Raw genomic sequence first — 15,113 nt, 5'->3', positions numbered from 1 at the left:
CCGGCGGGCGCCGGCCCGGCGCTGGTACGGTCCAGCGATGAAGGATGTGCCTTTTCTCGGCGATGAGAAGGAAAGCCTGCGGGCGAGCCTCGACCGGCATCGGGACGTGGTGCCGTGGAAACTCGACGGGCTCGACGAGGAGCAGGCGCGGCGGCGGATGACGCCGACGGGCACGAGCCTGCTCGGGCTGACGAAGCACCTCGCGGCCATGGAGTACTTCTGGTTCTGCCACACGTTCGGGCGGGAGACCGAGCCGCTGCCGCTGGCCGACGACGACCCGGAGATGGACCTGCGGGTCGAGGCGGACGAGACCACCGAGGGGATCCTCGCGTTCTACGAGCGGGCGCGGGCCGGCGCGGACGCGGTGATCGACGAGCTGGACCTCGACGCGACGGGCACGGCCTGGTTCGGGCCGACGGTGTCGCTGCGCTGGGTGCTGATCCACATGATCGAGGAGACCGCGCGGCACGCCGGGCACATGGACGTCCTCCGGGAGCTGCTCGACGGGACGACGGGCGACCACGTGCGGGACTGATCAGGTGCGCGAGTGGCGGCGCCGGACGAGGCGGCGAGAGCGCCGGGCCGGGGGCAGCCACTTGGTGCGGAACCACATCTGGACCTGTGCGCCGCCGAGGACGCTGCGGTGGATGCGCAGGTAGCCGCCGGTGGACTCGGCGGCGCGGCGCGCGATGTCGAGGCCGAGGCCGGTGGAGCCGCCGCCGCTGCTGCCGCGTTTGAGGGCGGCGTCCGGGTCGGCGATCCCGGGTCCGCCGTCGGCGACGAGGATGCCGGTGACGCCCTGCCCCTGGTGCAGGGTGACGACGAAGCCGGTGCCCTCGGCGGTGTGCCGGAAGACGTTGCCGAGCAGCGCGTCGACGGCGGCGGCGAGCTCGCTGCCGGGCAGCGGCAGCGGCGCCGGGCCCTCGGCGCCGATCAGCTCGCAGGAGCGGCCCTCGTCCTCGGCGAGCACGGACCAGAACCCGACGCGGTCGCGGAGCACCTTGGACGCGTCGCAGCTGCCGCGCCCGGTGGGGCGCCGGACCGTCCGGATGATCTGGTCGACCTCGCGTTCGAGGCGGTCGACGGCCTCGCGGGTCTGGTCGGGGACGGGTCCCTTCCCGAGCGCCTCGGCGTTGAGCCGCAGCGCGGCGAGGGGGGTGCGCAGCCGGTGCGACAGGTCGGCGGCCATCTCCCGTTCGGCGGACAGCAGCTGGACGACGTGGTCCGCCATCGCGTTGAACGCGAGGCCGGCCTCGACGAGCTCCGGCGGCCCGTCCGGTTCGATCCGGACCGACATCTCGCCGTCGCCGAACGCGGCGGCGGCCTCGGCGAGCCGGCGGGTGGAGCGGATCATCCGGTTGCCGAGCCGGTCCGCGACGGCGACGGACCCGGCGACGAGCGCGGCGGCGACGGCGGTCATCACCAGCCACGCCTTCCACACCCCGCGGGTGAGGTCGCCGTCGGGCAGGAACACCTCGATGACGGCGGTGCGGCCCGCGTCCAGCGACACCGGCTGCAGCAGCGCGTACCCGCCGGAGACGCGCGCGGTGTAGGAGCGGCCGCGGCGGCCCGCCTCCATGAGCTGCTCGGGACCCGCCGACGGGTCGCCGGTCCCGGGCTTCGGGACGAGCGTGCCGTCCGGCATGTGCACGGTCATGCGTCCGGCGGCGCCGGCCTGGGTGCTGGCGACGGCGCGTTCGAGAGCCGCCGGGTCCTCGGTGACGACGAGCACGGGGCCGAGCGCGCTCGCCTGCCGCTCGGCGGTGGTCAGGGCCCGGTCCCGGGCGATCTCCCGGACGGTCAGCGCGAGCGGGATGAGGAAGGCCAGCGCGACCATCGAGGTGACCGCGAGGGACACCAGGACCAGCGTGCGTCTCATGCGCGGGGGCCGGGCTCGGCCAGGCGGACCCCGACCCCCCGGACGGTGTGCAGGTAGCGGGGTTTCGCCGCGGTCTCGCCGAGTTTGCGGCGCAGCCAGGACAGGTGCACGTCGATGGTCTGGTCGTCGCCGTAGGCCTGCCGCCACACCTCGGCGAGCAGCTCGCGGCGGGCGACGACGCGGCCGGGCCGGGCGGCGAGGTAGGCGAGCAGGTCGAACTCGCGGCGGGTCAGCTCCAGCGGCGCGCCGTCCAGCCGCGCCTCGCGGCGGTCGAGGTCGATGTGCAGCCCGCCGACGCTGATCTCGGCGGACGGCCCGGACCGCGCCGAGCGGCGCAGCACCGCGGCGAGCCGGGCGCTGAGGTGCTCGGCGGAGAACGGCTTGATGAGGTAGTCGTCGGCGCCGGCGTTGAGCAGCCGGACGATCTCGGGCTCGTCGTCGCGGGCGGTGGCGATGATGACCGGGACGTCGGACACGCCGCGCAGCATCTTCAGCACCTCGGCCCCGTCGAGGTCGGGCAGCCCGAGGTCGAGGATGACCACGTCCGGCGGCGACTGGGTGACCTCGCGGAGCGCGTCCATCGCGGTGCCGACGCTGCGCACGACGTGCGAGCGCGCGCTGAGTTCGCGGATCAAGGCGGTACGGACGTTCGCGTCGTCCTCGACAACCAGAACACTCGCCATGCCGGAACCGTATGCCACCATGTGTCGATGCGTCGGGCGATGTCGTATGTTGCCCCGTGGGCGGTCGCGACCGCGGTGGCGGTGGGGCTGTCCTGGCTCGGGGTGCGCGGTGTCGTGCGCGGCGCGGTGTCGGAGCGGTCGGCTCCGCCGCCGATCGCGGGCCCGGTCATCCACGGCAGCCCGTCCACGCTGCCGGGTCCGCCGACGAGCGTCGGGTCGCCGACGTCGGCGCCTCGTCCGGCGACGGGCGAGGACCAGGGCCCGACGCCCAGCAGGTCCCCTTCCCCGTCGCCGTCGCCGTCGCCGTCCGGGAAGCCGTCCAAGCAGAAGCCGCCCGGCAACGTGCGCAGTTTCGCGACGCGCGGCGGGCAGGCGGCGCTGGCGTTCACGGGCGGTCGCGTGAAGCTGGTGTCGGCGACGCCGAACCCGGGGTACGAGACGCGCGTGACGGAGGCGGACGGCTGGCTGCGCGTCGACTTCCTCACCGACGAGCACACGTCGTCGATCGTGGCGACCTGGGGCCAGCGCCCGCCGGCGGTCAAGGTGTACGAGTACTGAGCGGAGACGGCCCGGGGCGGGTGCGCGGAAAGGCGGGCGGCCCGTGCACCGGCCGCCCGCCCTCGGTCCGCGGCAGCTACTGCTGGCTCTTCTTGACCATCAGGTAGCCGGAGATGAGGCGGTACGCGCCGTAGAGCATCGGGCCCCAGGCGACGACGTACACGCCGCCGCTCGGGCCGGAGGCGTTGCTGTAGGTGATCAGCGTGATGAGCAGGCCGCCGAGGAACCACGCGGCGCCGAAGCCCATGCCGCGCTTGCCTTTGGTGTCCCAGATGCGCCGCTGCTCGTCGCTGACCTGCTGGTAGTGCGGGGCGTCCTGCGCCGGCCGCTGGTAATGCGGGACCTGCTGGTCCTGCGGCGGCTGCCGGTCCTGCGGCGCGGGCTGCGGCGGCTGCTGGTAGTCCGGCGCGGGCTGCGGGGGCTGCTGGTAGTGCGGCGTGGGCTGCGGCTCGGTCATGGTGCTCTCCCTCAGGTGACCGGGCGGCCGTGCGAGCGCGCCTCGGCGATGATGCGGTCGATGAAGGCGTCCCTGCCGCCGGTCAGCAGCAGCGGGACGGGGATGGTCGTGCCGTCGCGGCCCTCGACCTTGTAGCCGGCGACCTTGCCCTCGTCGCCCTGCTTGCGCTTGTAGACGGCCTTCACCGCGGCGAGGTCCCCCCAGGCGATCACGAGCGGGCCGGTGCGGCGCCTGGCGACCAGGCCGCCGTCGAACAGGTACGTCGCCCGGGACCCGACGGTCAGGCCGCGGATCGCGTAGACGATCCCCCAGAGGAAGCCCATCAGCAGGACGAAGTGGATCGGGTAGGTCAGCGAGTGGACCCAGGAGAAGACGTCCGTGGAGCCGGGGACGAGGGACAGCAGCCACATGAGCAGCAGGCATCCCGCCGCGGTCGCGCCGCCGAGGACGACGGCGGTCGTCGCGGTGACCTCCCGCCGGACGTCGGAGAGCGCGCCGAGCCCGTGCCGCGCGGCCGCGCCGGCCACGTCGTCGGGAGGGATCATCGTGGTCGCCGCTCCGTCCATCATTCCTCCGATCGCCGACAGAGCCTCGGCGAGCACGATGACGGATGCCGGTACACGTCCGGTATACGCGCGGCTCGTCGCGCGCCGGGACCGCGCGGGCGGCGCGCGACGAGCGGGGTGGAGCGGTCAGCCCTGCCCGGCCAGGTTGACGCCGACGGTGACCTCGTCCAGCTCGGGGATGCTCATCGTGGTGCCGTAGAAGCCGCTGCGCCACTGCACGGGGTCCGCGTTGCGGAAGCCGAGCTCCTGGTTGGCCCTGGCCCGGTCGACGCCGGCGGCGTACCGGGAGTGGACGACCTTGCGGAGCCCGAGTTCGCGGGTGACCAGCTCGAACTTCTGGAGCGCGAGGTCGATCTCGGTGGAGACCCCGCCGTCCCAGCCGGCGTCGACCTGGACCATGTCCCGGCCGGCCGACATGTGCACCGCGTTCCGCTCCCAGTCGATCTTGATGAACAGCTCGACATGGCACGCGCCGTCGCCGTCGAGGCCGTAGACGGAGATCTCCTTGATCCAGCGCCTGTCGACGCCGAGGAGAAGCCGGCGGACGAAGTCGCGGTCCCGCGAGCTGCGCGAGAGGACGCGTTCGACCTGCATTTTGATCAGTTCGGCGCGGGCGTAGGTCGCCGTGTACGTCGCGGTCCTGGCGATGACCATGCGTGTTCCTTGGGGGTTAGGAGGAGAGGAAGTCGTGTGCCGTGTCGGCGGCCATGCCCGTGGCCACGGCGAGGATGTCCTCGACCGGGTGCGGGCGGTCGTCGATTCTGACCCGGCTGCGCGAGATCAGGCTCCTGGCGAGGTCGCCGAGGCCGTGCCGGTAGAGGGCGGTGGTGAGCGCGGTGTCGTCCATGCGGCGCCGCACCGCCGCCCAGAAGGAGATCGGTTCGTCGGGGAAGCGGCCCACGAGGTCGGCGGCCTGCTCCCCGCTCAGCCAGGGGAAGAGCGAGTGCACCGCCGCCGCGCGCTCCGCGGGCTGCATGCGCCAGCTGAAGATCCGCATGCGGCCGCTGCGCCGCAGCGGTGCGTACAGGCGTGTGAAGTCGTTGCCGGTCAGGATGATGGGGACCCGGCGCATCCGCTTGCCCTCCACCCGGGTCGGGTAGTCGGCGAGGTGCATCAGCTCGGTGATCAGGTTCTGGGTGTTGACGGTGTACTGCGTCAGCTCGCCCCAGCTGCCGATCGCGGCGTCGGCGTCGTTGAGCAGCACCGCCGCCGGGGTCCCCGCCTCGGCGTAGCCGCCGGCCTCCAGGTAGGCGGCCCGCATCCGGGCCGCGGGCGCCCCCGCGTTCGGGCTCTCCAGCTCGCCGCCGGACAGCAGGACGGCGTGGATGCCGGCGTTCTCCAGGATGCGCTCGACCTGATAGGTCTTCCCCTCGCCCGGCGGCCCCTGGACGCCCAGGAGCAGCGGGGTGCCCGGTCGCGCGTCGGGCTGGAAATTGGCGATCAGATGCAGGCCGACGACGTCGGAGAAACGCCGTGCGATCGATTCGGTCACGTTCCCGATTCCCTCCGGCGCCGTTCCTTCTCCCGCAGCACCTCGGCCGGCAGCCCGAGAATCTCGGCGCGCAGATCGGGCCGGGAATCGTCCGGTGCCGACTCGTCCGCGGGAATCAGATCACCGGCGGCGGGCGCGTTGCCGGAACCGGCCATCGCCCGCTCGCCGGAAACGGCCGCCGCGTCGCCGGAAACGGTCCCCGCCGCGCCCGCCGAACCGGCGGCCGCCTCGTCGCCGGTGAGCGGCAGGCCCAGTTCGCGGCGGCGGGCCGTCACGCTGTTGACGAGTTCCTCCAGCGCCGCCTGCGGCTCGGGCAGCGTCTTGCGGATCCGCCCGGACGGCCGGATGACCAGACGGTCGTCCCGCCAGGTCAGGTCGCGGTCCTTGTCGACCACCGCGTCGAGCTCGCGGACCGCGACGCCCATGGCCTGCCGGCTCTCCAGCGCCCGGTTCTCCTTGATCCGGCTCTCGATGAGCGCCACCAGTTCCCCGCGGTTCCGTTCGGTCTGCCTGTTGCTCAGCAGACCGCTGATGTAATTGCTCAGGACATTTCCGATCACCCCGAGCACAAAAGCCTCGATCAACTCCGGACCTCGCATCCGCGTGAAGACGAACCACCGTATGGGACGCCGGCCGGGCGACGATGGTTCACCACAGAATGCGGCATCGCGCGTTTCGGTGTCCACGGCACGAAGATCGCGATATGGGCCGCCGCGAACCCCGTATTTCCCCGGGGGTCGGCCCGTGCGGGGCGCGGGATATGCTCGGAATTTTCGACCCGGCCCCGGCCGCCGCCACCGGGCGTTCAACGGTCGATCTTTTGCGCCTTTCGGTGCGAAATGCCGGATGGCCGCCGCCTCCGGCGCCCTCCCAGAGGCGGCGAGGCGAGCATCTCGCCGCTGCTACGCCGGCACGGAGCGCCCGCACCGGCCATCGGTCATGCGCGGGAAGCGGACGTCCGGGGATCGACGGCGTGTTCGGTGAAGCGGCCGCAGGAGCGGAAGCCCAGGCGGCGATAGACGGGCGCGCCCTCCTCGGACGCCTGCAAGACCGCGATGCCGTGGCCGCGTTCCCTGGCCGCATGGAGCGCGGCGAGGGTGACGGCGCCACCGAAGCCGCGCCGGCGGTGACCGGCGAGGGTGGCGATGTTGTAGATCCCGGCGACGCCGGCGTGGTGGAACACCTCGGCCGAGCACACCGGACGGCCTGCGGCGTATCCGACCAGGTAACGGGCGGGGCAGTCCTCGGCGAGTGCCGACGGAGCCGCCTGCGCGAAGAAGCGGCGCACCGTGCCGCTGGGCGGGCTCCAGTTCGCGGCGACGACCTCGGCGTAGTCGCGGAGCCGATCCGGCGTGGACACCGACCGGATCTCCAGTCCTTCCGCTCCAGGGAGGGGCAGGGTGCCATCGAGCTCGGCCCACATCGCCGTCTCGTGCTCGGTCGCCGGCAGGCCGGCGGCCGACAGGCGGGCGCTCAGATCCGGCGGCGTCGACGCCGGGCCCACCCACCAGGAGAAGCCGCGGCCGGTGCCGGCGACCGCCCGGACGGTCTCGGCGATGCGCGCCGCGGCGGACGAGGGGCCGAACCGGGCCGCGGCGACGATGTTGAACGTGTCGTCGTCGAGCCCGCTGTCGGCGATCAGCAGATCGCTGGGCTCCGCGACGGTGGCGCCCCTCATCCCCCGATGCAGGTGACAGGCGTGTTCGGCCAGGTTCCTTTCCATCCTGGCCAGCAGGTCGGCTTCATCGAGAGGGCGAGTGCGCAGCGGTTCCACGACGGTCGACCCAATCACGGCCAGGGAGTGCGGGGCACACGCGGTCGGCTGCGGGCGACGGCCGTGACGCGGAGCCGGGAGATCATCGGCGCGTCCGTTCCGGCCACGGTCCCCGATCGGAGGTAAGAGCGAACTCCCGCTCGGCGTCCGACACAATCATGACAAGTGACATAGTCCGATGAGCGAAAACTCCATGGAAGTTAGCTTGACCCGGCGACACTTGGCCTTCCTTGCTCACCTCTCCTATTATGTCGCTTGTCATGACCACTGATGCCGGGCAGGGGCCGCCGAGGCCGACCTCGATGCGGGAGCGGATCGTGCGCACCGCCTCCGAGATGATCCGCACCAAGGGGGTGTCCGGCACCAGCCTGCGCGAGGTGGTGACGGCGGCGGGCGCCCCGCGCGGGTCGCTGCAGCACTACTTCCCGGACGGGAAGGAGCAACTGGTCACCGAGGCGCTGCTGTGGGCGGCGGCCTACGCGTCGGGCCGGGTGGTCCGGGCCGTCGACCGTCTCGATCCGCCCACCCCCGGCGGCCTGTTCACCGCGATGGTCGACCAGTGGCGCGGGCAGTTCCGCTCGGCCGGTTACGCGGCCGGCTGCCCGCTGGTGGCCGCCACCGCGGACACGGTGGCGATCAATGAGAACCTGCGCGCCGCAGTGAGCCGGGCGTTCGACGGCTGGCACTCCTCCGTCGCGTCCGCGCTGATCGAGCTGGGCGTGCCCGCCGCGCGCTCCGACTCGCTGGCACTGCTCATGCTCTCCACGCTGGAGGGCGCGATCGTGCTGGCCCGCGCACGACGCGACCTCGGTCCGCTGGACGCCGCCGCGGCCGAGCTCGCCCCGCTGCTGGACGCCGCGGCCCGGCCGCGACGGCGCCGGAACAGAACGGATCACCAGGCCGGGAACACCATCGGGCCGGAGGAAGGAGAGGGACATTGACGGTCTCCACCATGCCACGGGACCCGGACGGCCTGACCGCGCTCGGCGGGGGCATGCTGCCCGGCCATCTCGGCGTGCTGGTGTCGTCCTGCACGGACGGCGAGGTGACGGGAGAACTCCTCATCCGGCCTGAGCTGTTCGCCCCCAACGGGTTCGTGCACGCCGCCGCGCTCATCGGACTCGCCGACACGTTGTGCGGGTACGGCTGCATGGCCGCGCTTCCCGCCGGGGCCGACGGGTTCACCACCGTCGAGCTGAAGACGAATTTCCTGGGCGCGGCGAGGGAAGGCGTCCTGCGCTGCCGCGCCGTGCCCGTCCACAGGGGCAGGTCCACGCAGTTGTGGGATGCCACGGTCACCGACGACCAGGGCCGGACGGTCGCGGTGTTCCGCTGCACCCAGCTCGTCCTGTGGCCGCGGTGACCGATGGACGACAACGAGTTCGCCCGCCGCTGCGCCGCGCTGACCAGTGCCCACCTCGCCGACGCGTGCCTGCGCCTGGGCGTGCCCGTGCGCTGCGCGCCCCCGTCGGTGCGTTCCATGACACCCGGCGCCCGGATCGCGGGCCGCGCCCTTCCCGCTCGCCATGCCGGCAGCGTCGACGTCTTCTTCGAAGCGTTCGGGTACGCCGCCCCGGGCGACGTGCTCGTGGTCGACAACGGCGGGCGCGATGACGAGGCATGCGTCGGTGACCTGGCCGTCCTGGAGGCCCAGGCCGCGGGGGTGGCCGGAGTGGTGATCTGGGGCCTGCATCGCGACACCGCCGACCTCCTCGCGATCGGCCTGCCGGTGTTCAGCACCGGCGCCCTCCCGACCGGTCCGCAACGGCTCGATGAGCGCCACCCGGAGGCGCTGACGTCGGCCGCCGTGGGCGAGTGGACGATCGACCGCGGCGACCTGGTCGTCGGCGACGACGACGGCGTCCTTTTCCTCCCCGCCGATGCGGCGGGCGACCTCGTCGCCCCCGCGGAGGCGATCCGTGACACCGAGAGGCACCAGGCCGAACGGATCCGCGGCGGCACCACCCTTCGCAGCCAGTTGCGCTTCGACGACTACCTGGCCCAACGCGAGCGGGATCCCTCACTGACCTTCCGTGCCCATCTGCGTGCTCTGGGCGGCGCCATCGAGGAATGACCTCGACCGCCGAACCGCCACCACCACGGCCTGACCGCCCGCCGGAGGCGGCTCGGGTGCCCCCCGGCGCCGCAACGCGGGGTGGACGGGGCTGGGCGGGTCCACCTGCCTTGCGTGACAATCCATCTCTACCGGGCGGCCGTCCCCGGCCACCGGACCACGCCTTCGCGGCACCACAGGAGATGATCTTCAGATGCGGTACCTGGTCTCCGTGATCGATGACAAGAGCGATCCCGGCAGCACGGACAGGCAGCCCGCCATCAGCGCGTTCAACGAACGGCTGATCGCCGAGGGCCACTGGGTCTTCGCGGGCGGGCTCGCCGGCACCGACGCGGCCACGGTCGTCGACAACCGGGGCGAGCAGCCGGTGTTCACCGACGGGCCGTTCCTCGAGTCCAAGGAGTACCTCGCCGGCGTCTGGGTGTGGGAGGCGCCCGACCTTGACGTGGCGCTCAAGCTCGCCGCCGAGGCGTCGAAGGTCTGCGACCGGAAGATCGAGGTACGGCCGTTCCGGTGAGCGGGTTCGACGTCCGCGAGGCGGTCGCCCGGTCCCACCGCGACGAGTGGGCGCGGGTGGTCGCCGCCATGGCCAGGCGGTTCGGCGACCTCGACATCGCCGAGGAGGCGGCCGCCGAGGCGTTCGCCACCGCCGTCGAGCGGTGGCCGGGCGACGGCGTCCCGCCCAATCCCGGCGGCTGGCTGACCACCACCGCGAGCCGCAAGGCCATCGACCGGATCCGCCGTGAGAGCAAGCGCGACGGCAAGCACAGGGAGGCCCGGATGGTGCAGGACACCGCCCCGCCCGAGCCTCCGGGCGCCGTCGACGACGACCGGCTCCGGCTGATCTTCACCTGCTGCCACCCCGCGCTGGCGATGCCGGCCCGCGTGGCGCTGACGCTGCGCATGCTCGGCGGCCTCACCGTCCCCGAGATCGCCCGCGCCCACCTGGTGGCCGAGACCGCCATGGAGCGGCGGATCACCCGCGCGAAGGCCAAGATCAAGGCGGCCGCCATCCCCTACCGGGTGCCGTCCGCCGAGGATCTCCCGGCACGCGTCACCGGCGTGCTCGCCGTGCTCTACCTGGTGTTCAACGAGGGCTACCTGGCCACCGGCCCCGGCACCGACCCGGTGCGCCGCGACCTGACCGCCGAGGCGATCCGGCTCACCCGCCTGGTCCACGCCCTGATGCCGGACGACGGGGAGGCGGCCGGGCTGCTGGCGCTGATGCTGCTCACCGAGGCCCGCCGCACCGCCCGGGTCTCGTCCGGCGGCGAACTGGTCCCCCTGGCCGAGCAGGACCGCGGCGCCTGGGACGCGGCGCTGATCGCCGAGGGCCACCGGCTGGTGCGCGAGCGCCTGGCCGCTGCCGCCGCCGGGGTCGCTCCGGGCCGCTACCAGATCCTCGCCGCGATCAACGCCGTGCACACCTCCGCCCGCGACGTCCGCGACACCGACTGGTCGCAGGTCCTCGCGCTCTACGACCGGCTCGTCCGCCTCGACCCCTCGCCGATCATCGCCCTCAACCGGGCCATCGCGGTCGCCGAACTCGACGGCCCGCAGGTGGCGCTGGCGATCGTCGACCGCCTCGAGGACAAGCTCGCCGGCTATCACGCCTACCACGCCACCCGCGCCGACCTGCTGTGCAGGCTGGGCCGGAGCCGGCAGTCGCGCGCGGCCTACGACAGGGCCATCGACCTGGCCGGCAACACCGCCGAGACCGCCTACCTGACCCGCCGCCGCGACCAACTGGGCTAGCCGGGACCCGGACGAACCCGCGCCCGACCGCTCGTCCGGCCGGAGCCGCCTTGCCGCGGGGGCCGGCCCGTACGTCACCGCGCGGGGAGTTGAGAAAGCGGTTTCCGGGTGGGGCGGCCGGGGAATCCCCGTGATCACAACGGCAGGGACCGGCGGGGGCGGTCGGAAGGGACGGCTCCCATGGCCCTGGATCCCGGGGACGCGGCGCGGGCCCGCGCGGCGGACGGCGGCGAGCGGCGGCGGCAGGTGCGGCTGGCCGCGGTGTCGAGCGTGATCGGCACCTCGATCGAGTGGTACGACTTCTTCCTCTACAACACCGCGGCGGCGATCGTCTTCAAGGACGTGTTCTTCCCCGCGTCGAGCGACTACGCGGGGACGCTGTCGGCGTTCGCGACGTACGCGGTCGGGTTCGCGGCGCGGCCCGTCGGGGCGGCGATCTTCGGGCACTGGGGCGACCGGCTCGGCCGCAAGGCGATGCTGATCGTCACGCTGGTGCTGATGGGGATCTCCAGCGCGCTGATCGGGGTCCTGCCGGGGACGGACTCGATCGGCGCGGCGGCGCCGGTGCTGCTGGTGGTGCTGCGGGTCCTGCAGGGCATCGCGGTCGGCGGCGAGTGGAGCGGCTCGGTGCTGCTGTCGATGGAGTGGGGCGACCGGAGGCGGAGCGGGCTGATGGCGAGCCTGCCGCAGATCGGGGTGCCGATCGGGCTGATCCTCGGCACCGGGATGATGACGGCCATCGCGCTGTCGGCGGACAAGGCGTTCACCGACTGGGCGTGGCGGGTGCCGTTCCTGTTCAGCCTGGTGCTCGTCGCGGTCGGGCTGTTCGTGCGGGTCCGGGTGATGGAGACGCCGCTGTTCGCCGAGGTGGTGGAGAAGCGGGAGGTCGCGCGGGTGCCGGTCGCCGAGGTCGTGCGGCGGCATCCGAAGGAGATCGTCCTGAGCGCGCTGCTGCGGTGCTCGGAGCAGATGCCGTTCTACATCTTCACCTCGTTCGCCCTGACGTACATCCATAAGGACCTCGGGATGCGGCAGGGGCTGGCGCTCAGCGCGGTGACGGCGGCGGCGGTGCTGGAGCTGTTCACGATCCCGGCGGCCGGGCATCTCGGCGACCGGGTCGGCGGGCGGCGCGTCTACGCCGTCGGGTCGCTGCTGATCGCGGTGATCGCGTTCCCGTACTTCGGACTGATCAACACCAAGGCGGCGACGCTGGTGGTGATCGCCGTGGTCGTCGCGCAGATCCCGCACGCGGTGCAGTACGGGCCGCAGGCGTCGCTGATCGCGGAGAGCTTCCCGACCCGGCTGCGGTACGGCGGGGCGGGCATCGGCTACCAGCTGGCCTCGGTGATCGCGGGCGGCCCGGCGCCGCTGCTCGCGACGTGGCTGCTGCACGACTACGGCTGGTGGGCGATCGCGGTCGCGATGGTCGTGTCGTCGGCGCTGACGCTGGGTGCGCTCGCGCTGCTGCCGGACCCGGCCCGGGCGCGGGCCGTCCGGGAGGCGGGCGCGCCCGCGTGACCGCCCGCGCTCAGCGCTGGTGGACCAGGAAGTTCTGCGGCGTGACGAACATCGCGGTGGCCTCGACGGTGACGCGGCCGTCGGGGCCCGCGATCGTCCCGGACGCGTAGATCTTGCGGCCCTCGACGCGGCTGGCCTTGGCCTCGACGGTCAGCGGGACGCCGAGCGGGGTGGGCCGCCGGTAGCGCAGTTCGAGGGTCGCGGTCATCCCGCCGGTGCCGGTCTGCGCGGCGGCCATGCCGAGCGCCTGGTCGAGGACCATCGCCGACACGCCGCCGTGCACGTAGGACGGCGGCCCCTCGTAGACGTCGGTGAGGGTGAACTCGGCGCGGACGATGCCGTCGGGCGCGACGTCGAGGTCGACGGGCGGCGCGATGGGGTTGAGGACGCCGGTGACGGGGTTGCCGCCCTGCCGGTCCATGCGGTGCCCGTCGGTGACGAGGAACGGCGGCGCGTCGCGGCGCACGGCCCGCAGCCGCTCGGTGAGCGCGGCGATCTCGTCCGCGACGGCGCGCGCCTCGCCGGCGCCGACGCCGGTGAGGACGGCCGCCTCGGTCAGCTCGCGGACCCGGGCGGCGAGCCCGGCCAGCGGTGCCGCCTCGTCCTCGCCGAGCATGTGCCGTTCGGTGGTCGCCCCGCTCATTCAGCCTCCTTCTGAGCCGAACGAGATTCTAAGTTGCGGGGCGGGGTGCCCGGTGCGGCGGGTCCCGCCCAGCGGGCGGATCCGGCCGCGAACGGGCTCCGGCGGCGGCCGTCGCGGGGGGCGGTTCGCCGCCGTTCAGCGGGCGGCGAGGGCGGCGCACTTTATGATTCATGCGACGACCCCCCGCAGCCGCGAAGGAAACCCCGTGACCGAGCAGCCACCGCCCTATGGGCAGCCGTACGGGCAGCCTCCGGGGCCCCCGCCCGGAGGACCGTACGACCCGCGCTGGGGCTACGGGCCGCCGGGCGTCCCGCACGGGCCGCAGTACGCCCCGCCGCGCAACGACGACAACACCTGGGCGATCTTCGCCTACGTCGGCACGCTCGTGATCTCGTTCCTCGCCCCGCTGATCATCTACCTGGTGAAGAAGCGCGAGTCGCCGTTCGTCCGCTTCCACGCGGCGCAGGCGCTGAACGTGCAGATCACGCTGCTGATCCATCTGCTGGCGGTGATGGCGGTCTGCGTCCCGCCGGCGATCATCGCGAAGGCGCCCGCGTTCCTGATCCCGATCGTCTTCCCGTACCTGGAGGCGCTGATCGGCCAGTGGGTGTTCCTGATCCTGGGGGCGGTCAAGGCCGGCAAGGGCGAGTTCTACCGGTTCCCGACCTTCTTCTGCTTCCGGATGGTCCGCTAGCCGGCGGCCCGGGGGCCGGGGCCCCGGGTCACAGGTAGGTGCGGGCGTACTCGTCCAGGACCGGCAGGACCGCGTCCCGGCCGCCTCCCGGGACCCGCAGCACGACCTCCTCGACACCGATCGAGGCGTAGTAGCCGAGCTTCTCCTCGCTCGGGACGGTCCCGAACGGCACGACCGGGACCATGTCGCGCCCCGCGTCGGCGCAGGCGCGGCGCAGGTCCGGGAGCGCCTCGCGGATGCCCGCGCCGCCGATCGGCATCCACCCGTCCCCGTACTCGGCGATGTGCGCGAACAGCGTCGGGCCGGGGGCGCCGCCGAGCAGCACGGGGACGCGGCCGGCGGGCTTCGGCCACGACCAGCTCGGCTCGAAGCTCACGAACTCGCCCTCGAACGACGCCTCGTCCCGCGTCCACAGCTCGCGCATCGCCAGCACGTGCTCGCGCACGACCTCGCGCCGCCGCGTCCAGGGGACGCCGTGGTCGGCGCCCTCCTCGGCGTTCCAGCCGTAGCCGACGCCGAGCGCGATCCGGCCGCCCGCGATCCGGTCGAGCGTCGCGACGGCCTTCGCGGTGACGATCGGCTCGCGCTGGGCGGGCAGCATGATGCCGGTGCCGAGGGTGATCCGCTCGGTCACGGCCGCCGCCGCGGCGAGCGCCACGAACGGGTCGAGCGTGCGCGCGTACTCGGGGGCCAGGGCCGCGTCGCCGGTCGGCGGCGGCGTCTTGCGCGCCACCGGGATGTGGGTGTGCTCGGGGACGTACAGCGAGGCGAAGCCGCGAGCCTCGGCCTCCCTGGCCAGCTCGTGCGGCGGCATGGTCAGGTCGGTCGCGAACATGGTGATGCCCAGCCGCATGCGGCGGCTCCTCTCCCTCGGTCGGCGCCACCCTACTTCCCGGCGATCATGCGGCCCTACCTTCTTGATCGGGTTGAGCGAGCCGTTCGTAGGGTTGGCTGGCCCAGGGGTGCCGGGTGTGGCTTTCATGCGGCTGCCGAAGGTGTGGTTCAGGACGCTTCGCCGCC

General features: G+C 73.3%; 19 protein-coding genes. 9 read left to right on the top strand and 10 right to left on the bottom strand.

All coding sequences use genetic code 11. The annotated features are described in order from the left end of the window. The first annotated feature begins 37 nt into the window (after positions 1-37). Positions 38-535, top strand: a complete 498-nt coding sequence (locus amrb99_RS35725) for a DinB family protein (protein WP_190864680.1) — start codon at positions 38-40, stop codon at positions 533-535. On the opposite strand, the gene amrb99_RS35720 is transcribed toward amrb99_RS35725, so the two are convergent. After that, on the bottom strand, positions 536-1,879 hold the full coding sequence (locus amrb99_RS35720) for a HAMP domain-containing sensor histidine kinase (protein WP_190864678.1): 1,344 nt from the start codon (positions 1,877-1,879) through the stop codon (positions 536-538). Then, complete coding sequence (locus amrb99_RS35715) at positions 1,876-2,562, bottom strand: response regulator transcription factor (RefSeq protein WP_190864676.1); 687 nt, start codon at positions 2,560-2,562, stop codon at positions 1,876-1,878. Before amrb99_RS35715 ends, amrb99_RS35720 begins: the two co-directional genes overlap by 4 nt. 39 nt (positions 2,563-2,601) lie before the next feature. On the opposite strand from amrb99_RS35715, the gene amrb99_RS35710 reads away from it, so the two are divergent. Continuing rightward, entirely contained in the window at positions 2,602-3,120 is a 519-nt protein-coding gene (locus amrb99_RS35710) for a hypothetical protein (protein ID WP_190864674.1), read from the top strand. Between the two features lie 76 nt (positions 3,121-3,196). Here amrb99_RS35710 and amrb99_RS35705 read toward each other — a convergent pair whose 3' ends face one another. The 6 genes from amrb99_RS35705 to amrb99_RS35680 all read right to left on the bottom strand — a co-directional run bounded on the left by amrb99_RS35705 (position 3,197) and on the right by amrb99_RS35680 (position 7,313). Beyond that, entirely contained in the window at positions 3,197-3,577 is a 381-nt protein-coding gene (locus amrb99_RS35705; protein ID WP_190864672.1) for a hypothetical protein, read from the bottom strand. 11 nt (positions 3,578-3,588) lie between these two features. Next, positions 3,589-4,143 carry a hypothetical protein gene (locus tag amrb99_RS35700; protein ID WP_190864670.1) on the bottom strand — a complete coding sequence of 185 codons (555 nt, stop codon included), beginning with the start codon at positions 4,141-4,143 and terminating at the stop codon, positions 3,589-3,591. Between the two features lie 126 nt (positions 4,144-4,269). Continuing rightward, on the bottom strand, positions 4,270-4,797 hold the full coding sequence (locus tag amrb99_RS35695) for a hypothetical protein (protein ID WP_190864667.1): 528 nt from the start codon (positions 4,795-4,797) through the stop codon (positions 4,270-4,272). Between the two features lie 16 nt (positions 4,798-4,813). Beyond that, positions 4,814-5,635 (bottom strand): AAA family ATPase, encoded by an 822-nt coding sequence (locus amrb99_RS35690; protein WP_190864666.1) that lies wholly within the window; start codon positions 5,633-5,635, stop codon positions 4,814-4,816. Next, the gene (locus tag amrb99_RS35685; RefSeq protein ID WP_190864664.1) at positions 5,632-6,321 is read right to left on the bottom strand and encodes a hypothetical protein; all 690 of its coding nucleotides are present in this window, start codon (positions 6,319-6,321) and stop codon (positions 5,632-5,634) included. The genes amrb99_RS35690 and amrb99_RS35685 overlap by 4 nt, the downstream gene beginning before the upstream one ends. 251 nt (positions 6,322-6,572) lie before the next feature. Next, positions 6,573-7,313: a GNAT family N-acetyltransferase gene (locus amrb99_RS35680; protein WP_241756236.1), complete on the bottom strand. Its 741-nt coding sequence runs from the start codon at positions 7,311-7,313 to the stop codon at positions 6,573-6,575. A 356-nt stretch (positions 7,314-7,669) separates the two neighbouring features. On the opposite strand from amrb99_RS35680, the gene amrb99_RS35675 reads away from it, so the two are divergent. From amrb99_RS35675 to amrb99_RS35650, 6 genes are all read left to right on the top strand, one after another. Beyond that, on the top strand, positions 7,670-8,350 hold the full coding sequence (locus tag amrb99_RS35675) for a TetR/AcrR family transcriptional regulator (RefSeq protein WP_190864660.1): 681 nt from the start codon (positions 7,670-7,672) through the stop codon (positions 8,348-8,350). Then, positions 8,347-8,772 carry a PaaI family thioesterase gene (locus tag amrb99_RS35670; protein WP_206700236.1) on the top strand — a complete coding sequence of 142 codons (426 nt, stop codon included), beginning with the start codon at positions 8,347-8,349 and terminating at the stop codon, positions 8,770-8,772. The genes amrb99_RS35675 and amrb99_RS35670 overlap by 4 nt, the downstream gene beginning before the upstream one ends. 3 nt (positions 8,773-8,775) lie before the next feature. Continuing rightward, positions 8,776-9,483: an RraA family protein gene (locus tag amrb99_RS35665; RefSeq protein WP_190864658.1), complete on the top strand. Its 708-nt coding sequence runs from the start codon at positions 8,776-8,778 to the stop codon at positions 9,481-9,483. Between the two features lie 193 nt (positions 9,484-9,676). Beyond that, the gene (locus tag amrb99_RS35660; protein WP_190864656.1) at positions 9,677-10,000 is read left to right on the top strand and encodes a YciI family protein; all 324 of its coding nucleotides are present in this window, start codon (positions 9,677-9,679) and stop codon (positions 9,998-10,000) included. Further along, positions 9,997-11,238 (top strand): DUF6596 domain-containing protein, encoded by a 1,242-nt coding sequence (locus amrb99_RS35655; protein WP_347256991.1) that lies wholly within the window; start codon positions 9,997-9,999, stop codon positions 11,236-11,238. The genes amrb99_RS35660 and amrb99_RS35655 overlap by 4 nt, the downstream gene beginning before the upstream one ends. A gap of 180 nt (positions 11,239-11,418) precedes the next feature. Further along, positions 11,419-12,756 (top strand): MFS transporter, encoded by a 1,338-nt coding sequence (locus amrb99_RS35650; RefSeq protein WP_190864654.1) that lies wholly within the window; start codon positions 11,419-11,421, stop codon positions 12,754-12,756. 10 nt (positions 12,757-12,766) lie between these two features. On the opposite strand, the gene amrb99_RS35645 is transcribed toward amrb99_RS35650, so the two are convergent. Continuing rightward, positions 12,767-13,399: a PaaI family thioesterase gene (locus tag amrb99_RS35645; protein WP_190864652.1), complete on the bottom strand. Its 633-nt coding sequence runs from the start codon at positions 13,397-13,399 to the stop codon at positions 12,767-12,769. A gap of 205 nt (positions 13,400-13,604) precedes the next feature. On the opposite strand from amrb99_RS35645, the gene amrb99_RS35640 reads away from it, so the two are divergent. After that, a complete protein-coding gene (locus amrb99_RS35640) occupies positions 13,605-14,093 on the top strand; it encodes a DUF4870 domain-containing protein (RefSeq protein ID WP_347256990.1) in 489 nt (162 codons plus the stop codon). 28 nt (positions 14,094-14,121) lie between these two features. On the opposite strand, the gene amrb99_RS35635 is transcribed toward amrb99_RS35640, so the two are convergent. Then, positions 14,122-14,946 (bottom strand): TIGR03619 family F420-dependent LLM class oxidoreductase, encoded by an 825-nt coding sequence (locus tag amrb99_RS35635; RefSeq protein ID WP_190864648.1) that lies wholly within the window; start codon positions 14,944-14,946, stop codon positions 14,122-14,124. Positions 14,947-15,113 lie beyond the last annotated feature (167 nt).

Source organism: Actinomadura sp. RB99, from assembly GCF_014706005.1.
GTDB lineage: Bacteria > Actinomycetota > Actinomycetes > Streptosporangiales > Streptosporangiaceae > Spirillospora.
The sequence above is the reverse complement of the archived record's forward strand: the minus strand, read 5'-3'. Positions and strand labels throughout refer to the sequence as shown.

Bases quoted from the DNA above. Each gene is read 5' to 3' on its own strand.
- amrb99_RS35695 (WP_190864667.1), bottom strand. From the start codon at position 4,797: ATGGTCATCGCCAGGACCGCGACGTACACGGCGACCTACGCCCGCGCC.
- amrb99_RS35715 (WP_190864676.1), bottom strand. From the start codon at position 2,562: ATGGCGAGTGTTCTGGTTGTCGAGGACGACGCGAACGTCCGTACCGCC.
- amrb99_RS35650 (WP_190864654.1), top strand. From the start codon at position 11,419: ATGGCCCTGGATCCCGGGGACGCGGCGCGGGCCCGCGCGGCGGACGGC.
- amrb99_RS35700 (WP_190864670.1), bottom strand. From the start codon at position 4,143: ATGGACGGAGCGGCGACCACGATGATCCCTCCCGACGACGTGGCCGGC.
- amrb99_RS35680 (WP_241756236.1), bottom strand. From the start codon at position 7,313: ATGAGGGGCGCCACCGTCGCGGAGCCCAGCGATCTGCTGATCGCCGAC.
- amrb99_RS35675 (WP_190864660.1), top strand. From the start codon at position 7,670: ATGACCACTGATGCCGGGCAGGGGCCGCCGAGGCCGACCTCGATGCGG.
- amrb99_RS35710 (WP_190864674.1), top strand. From the start codon at position 2,602: ATGTCGTATGTTGCCCCGTGGGCGGTCGCGACCGCGGTGGCGGTGGGG.
- amrb99_RS35660 (WP_190864656.1), top strand. From the start codon at position 9,677: ATGCGGTACCTGGTCTCCGTGATCGATGACAAGAGCGATCCCGGCAGC.
- amrb99_RS35635 (WP_190864648.1), bottom strand. From the start codon at position 14,946: ATGCGGCTGGGCATCACCATGTTCGCGACCGACCTGACCATGCCGCCG.
- amrb99_RS35665 (WP_190864658.1), top strand. From the start codon at position 8,776: ATGGACGACAACGAGTTCGCCCGCCGCTGCGCCGCGCTGACCAGTGCC.
- amrb99_RS35720 (WP_190864678.1), bottom strand. From the start codon at position 1,879: ATGAGACGCACGCTGGTCCTGGTGTCCCTCGCGGTCACCTCGATGGTC.
- amrb99_RS35705 (WP_190864672.1), bottom strand. From the start codon at position 3,577: ATGACCGAGCCGCAGCCCACGCCGCACTACCAGCAGCCCCCGCAGCCC.
- amrb99_RS35645 (WP_190864652.1), bottom strand. From the start codon at position 13,399: ATGAGCGGGGCGACCACCGAACGGCACATGCTCGGCGAGGACGAGGCG.
- amrb99_RS35725 (WP_190864680.1), top strand. From the start codon at position 38: ATGAAGGATGTGCCTTTTCTCGGCGATGAGAAGGAAAGCCTGCGGGCG.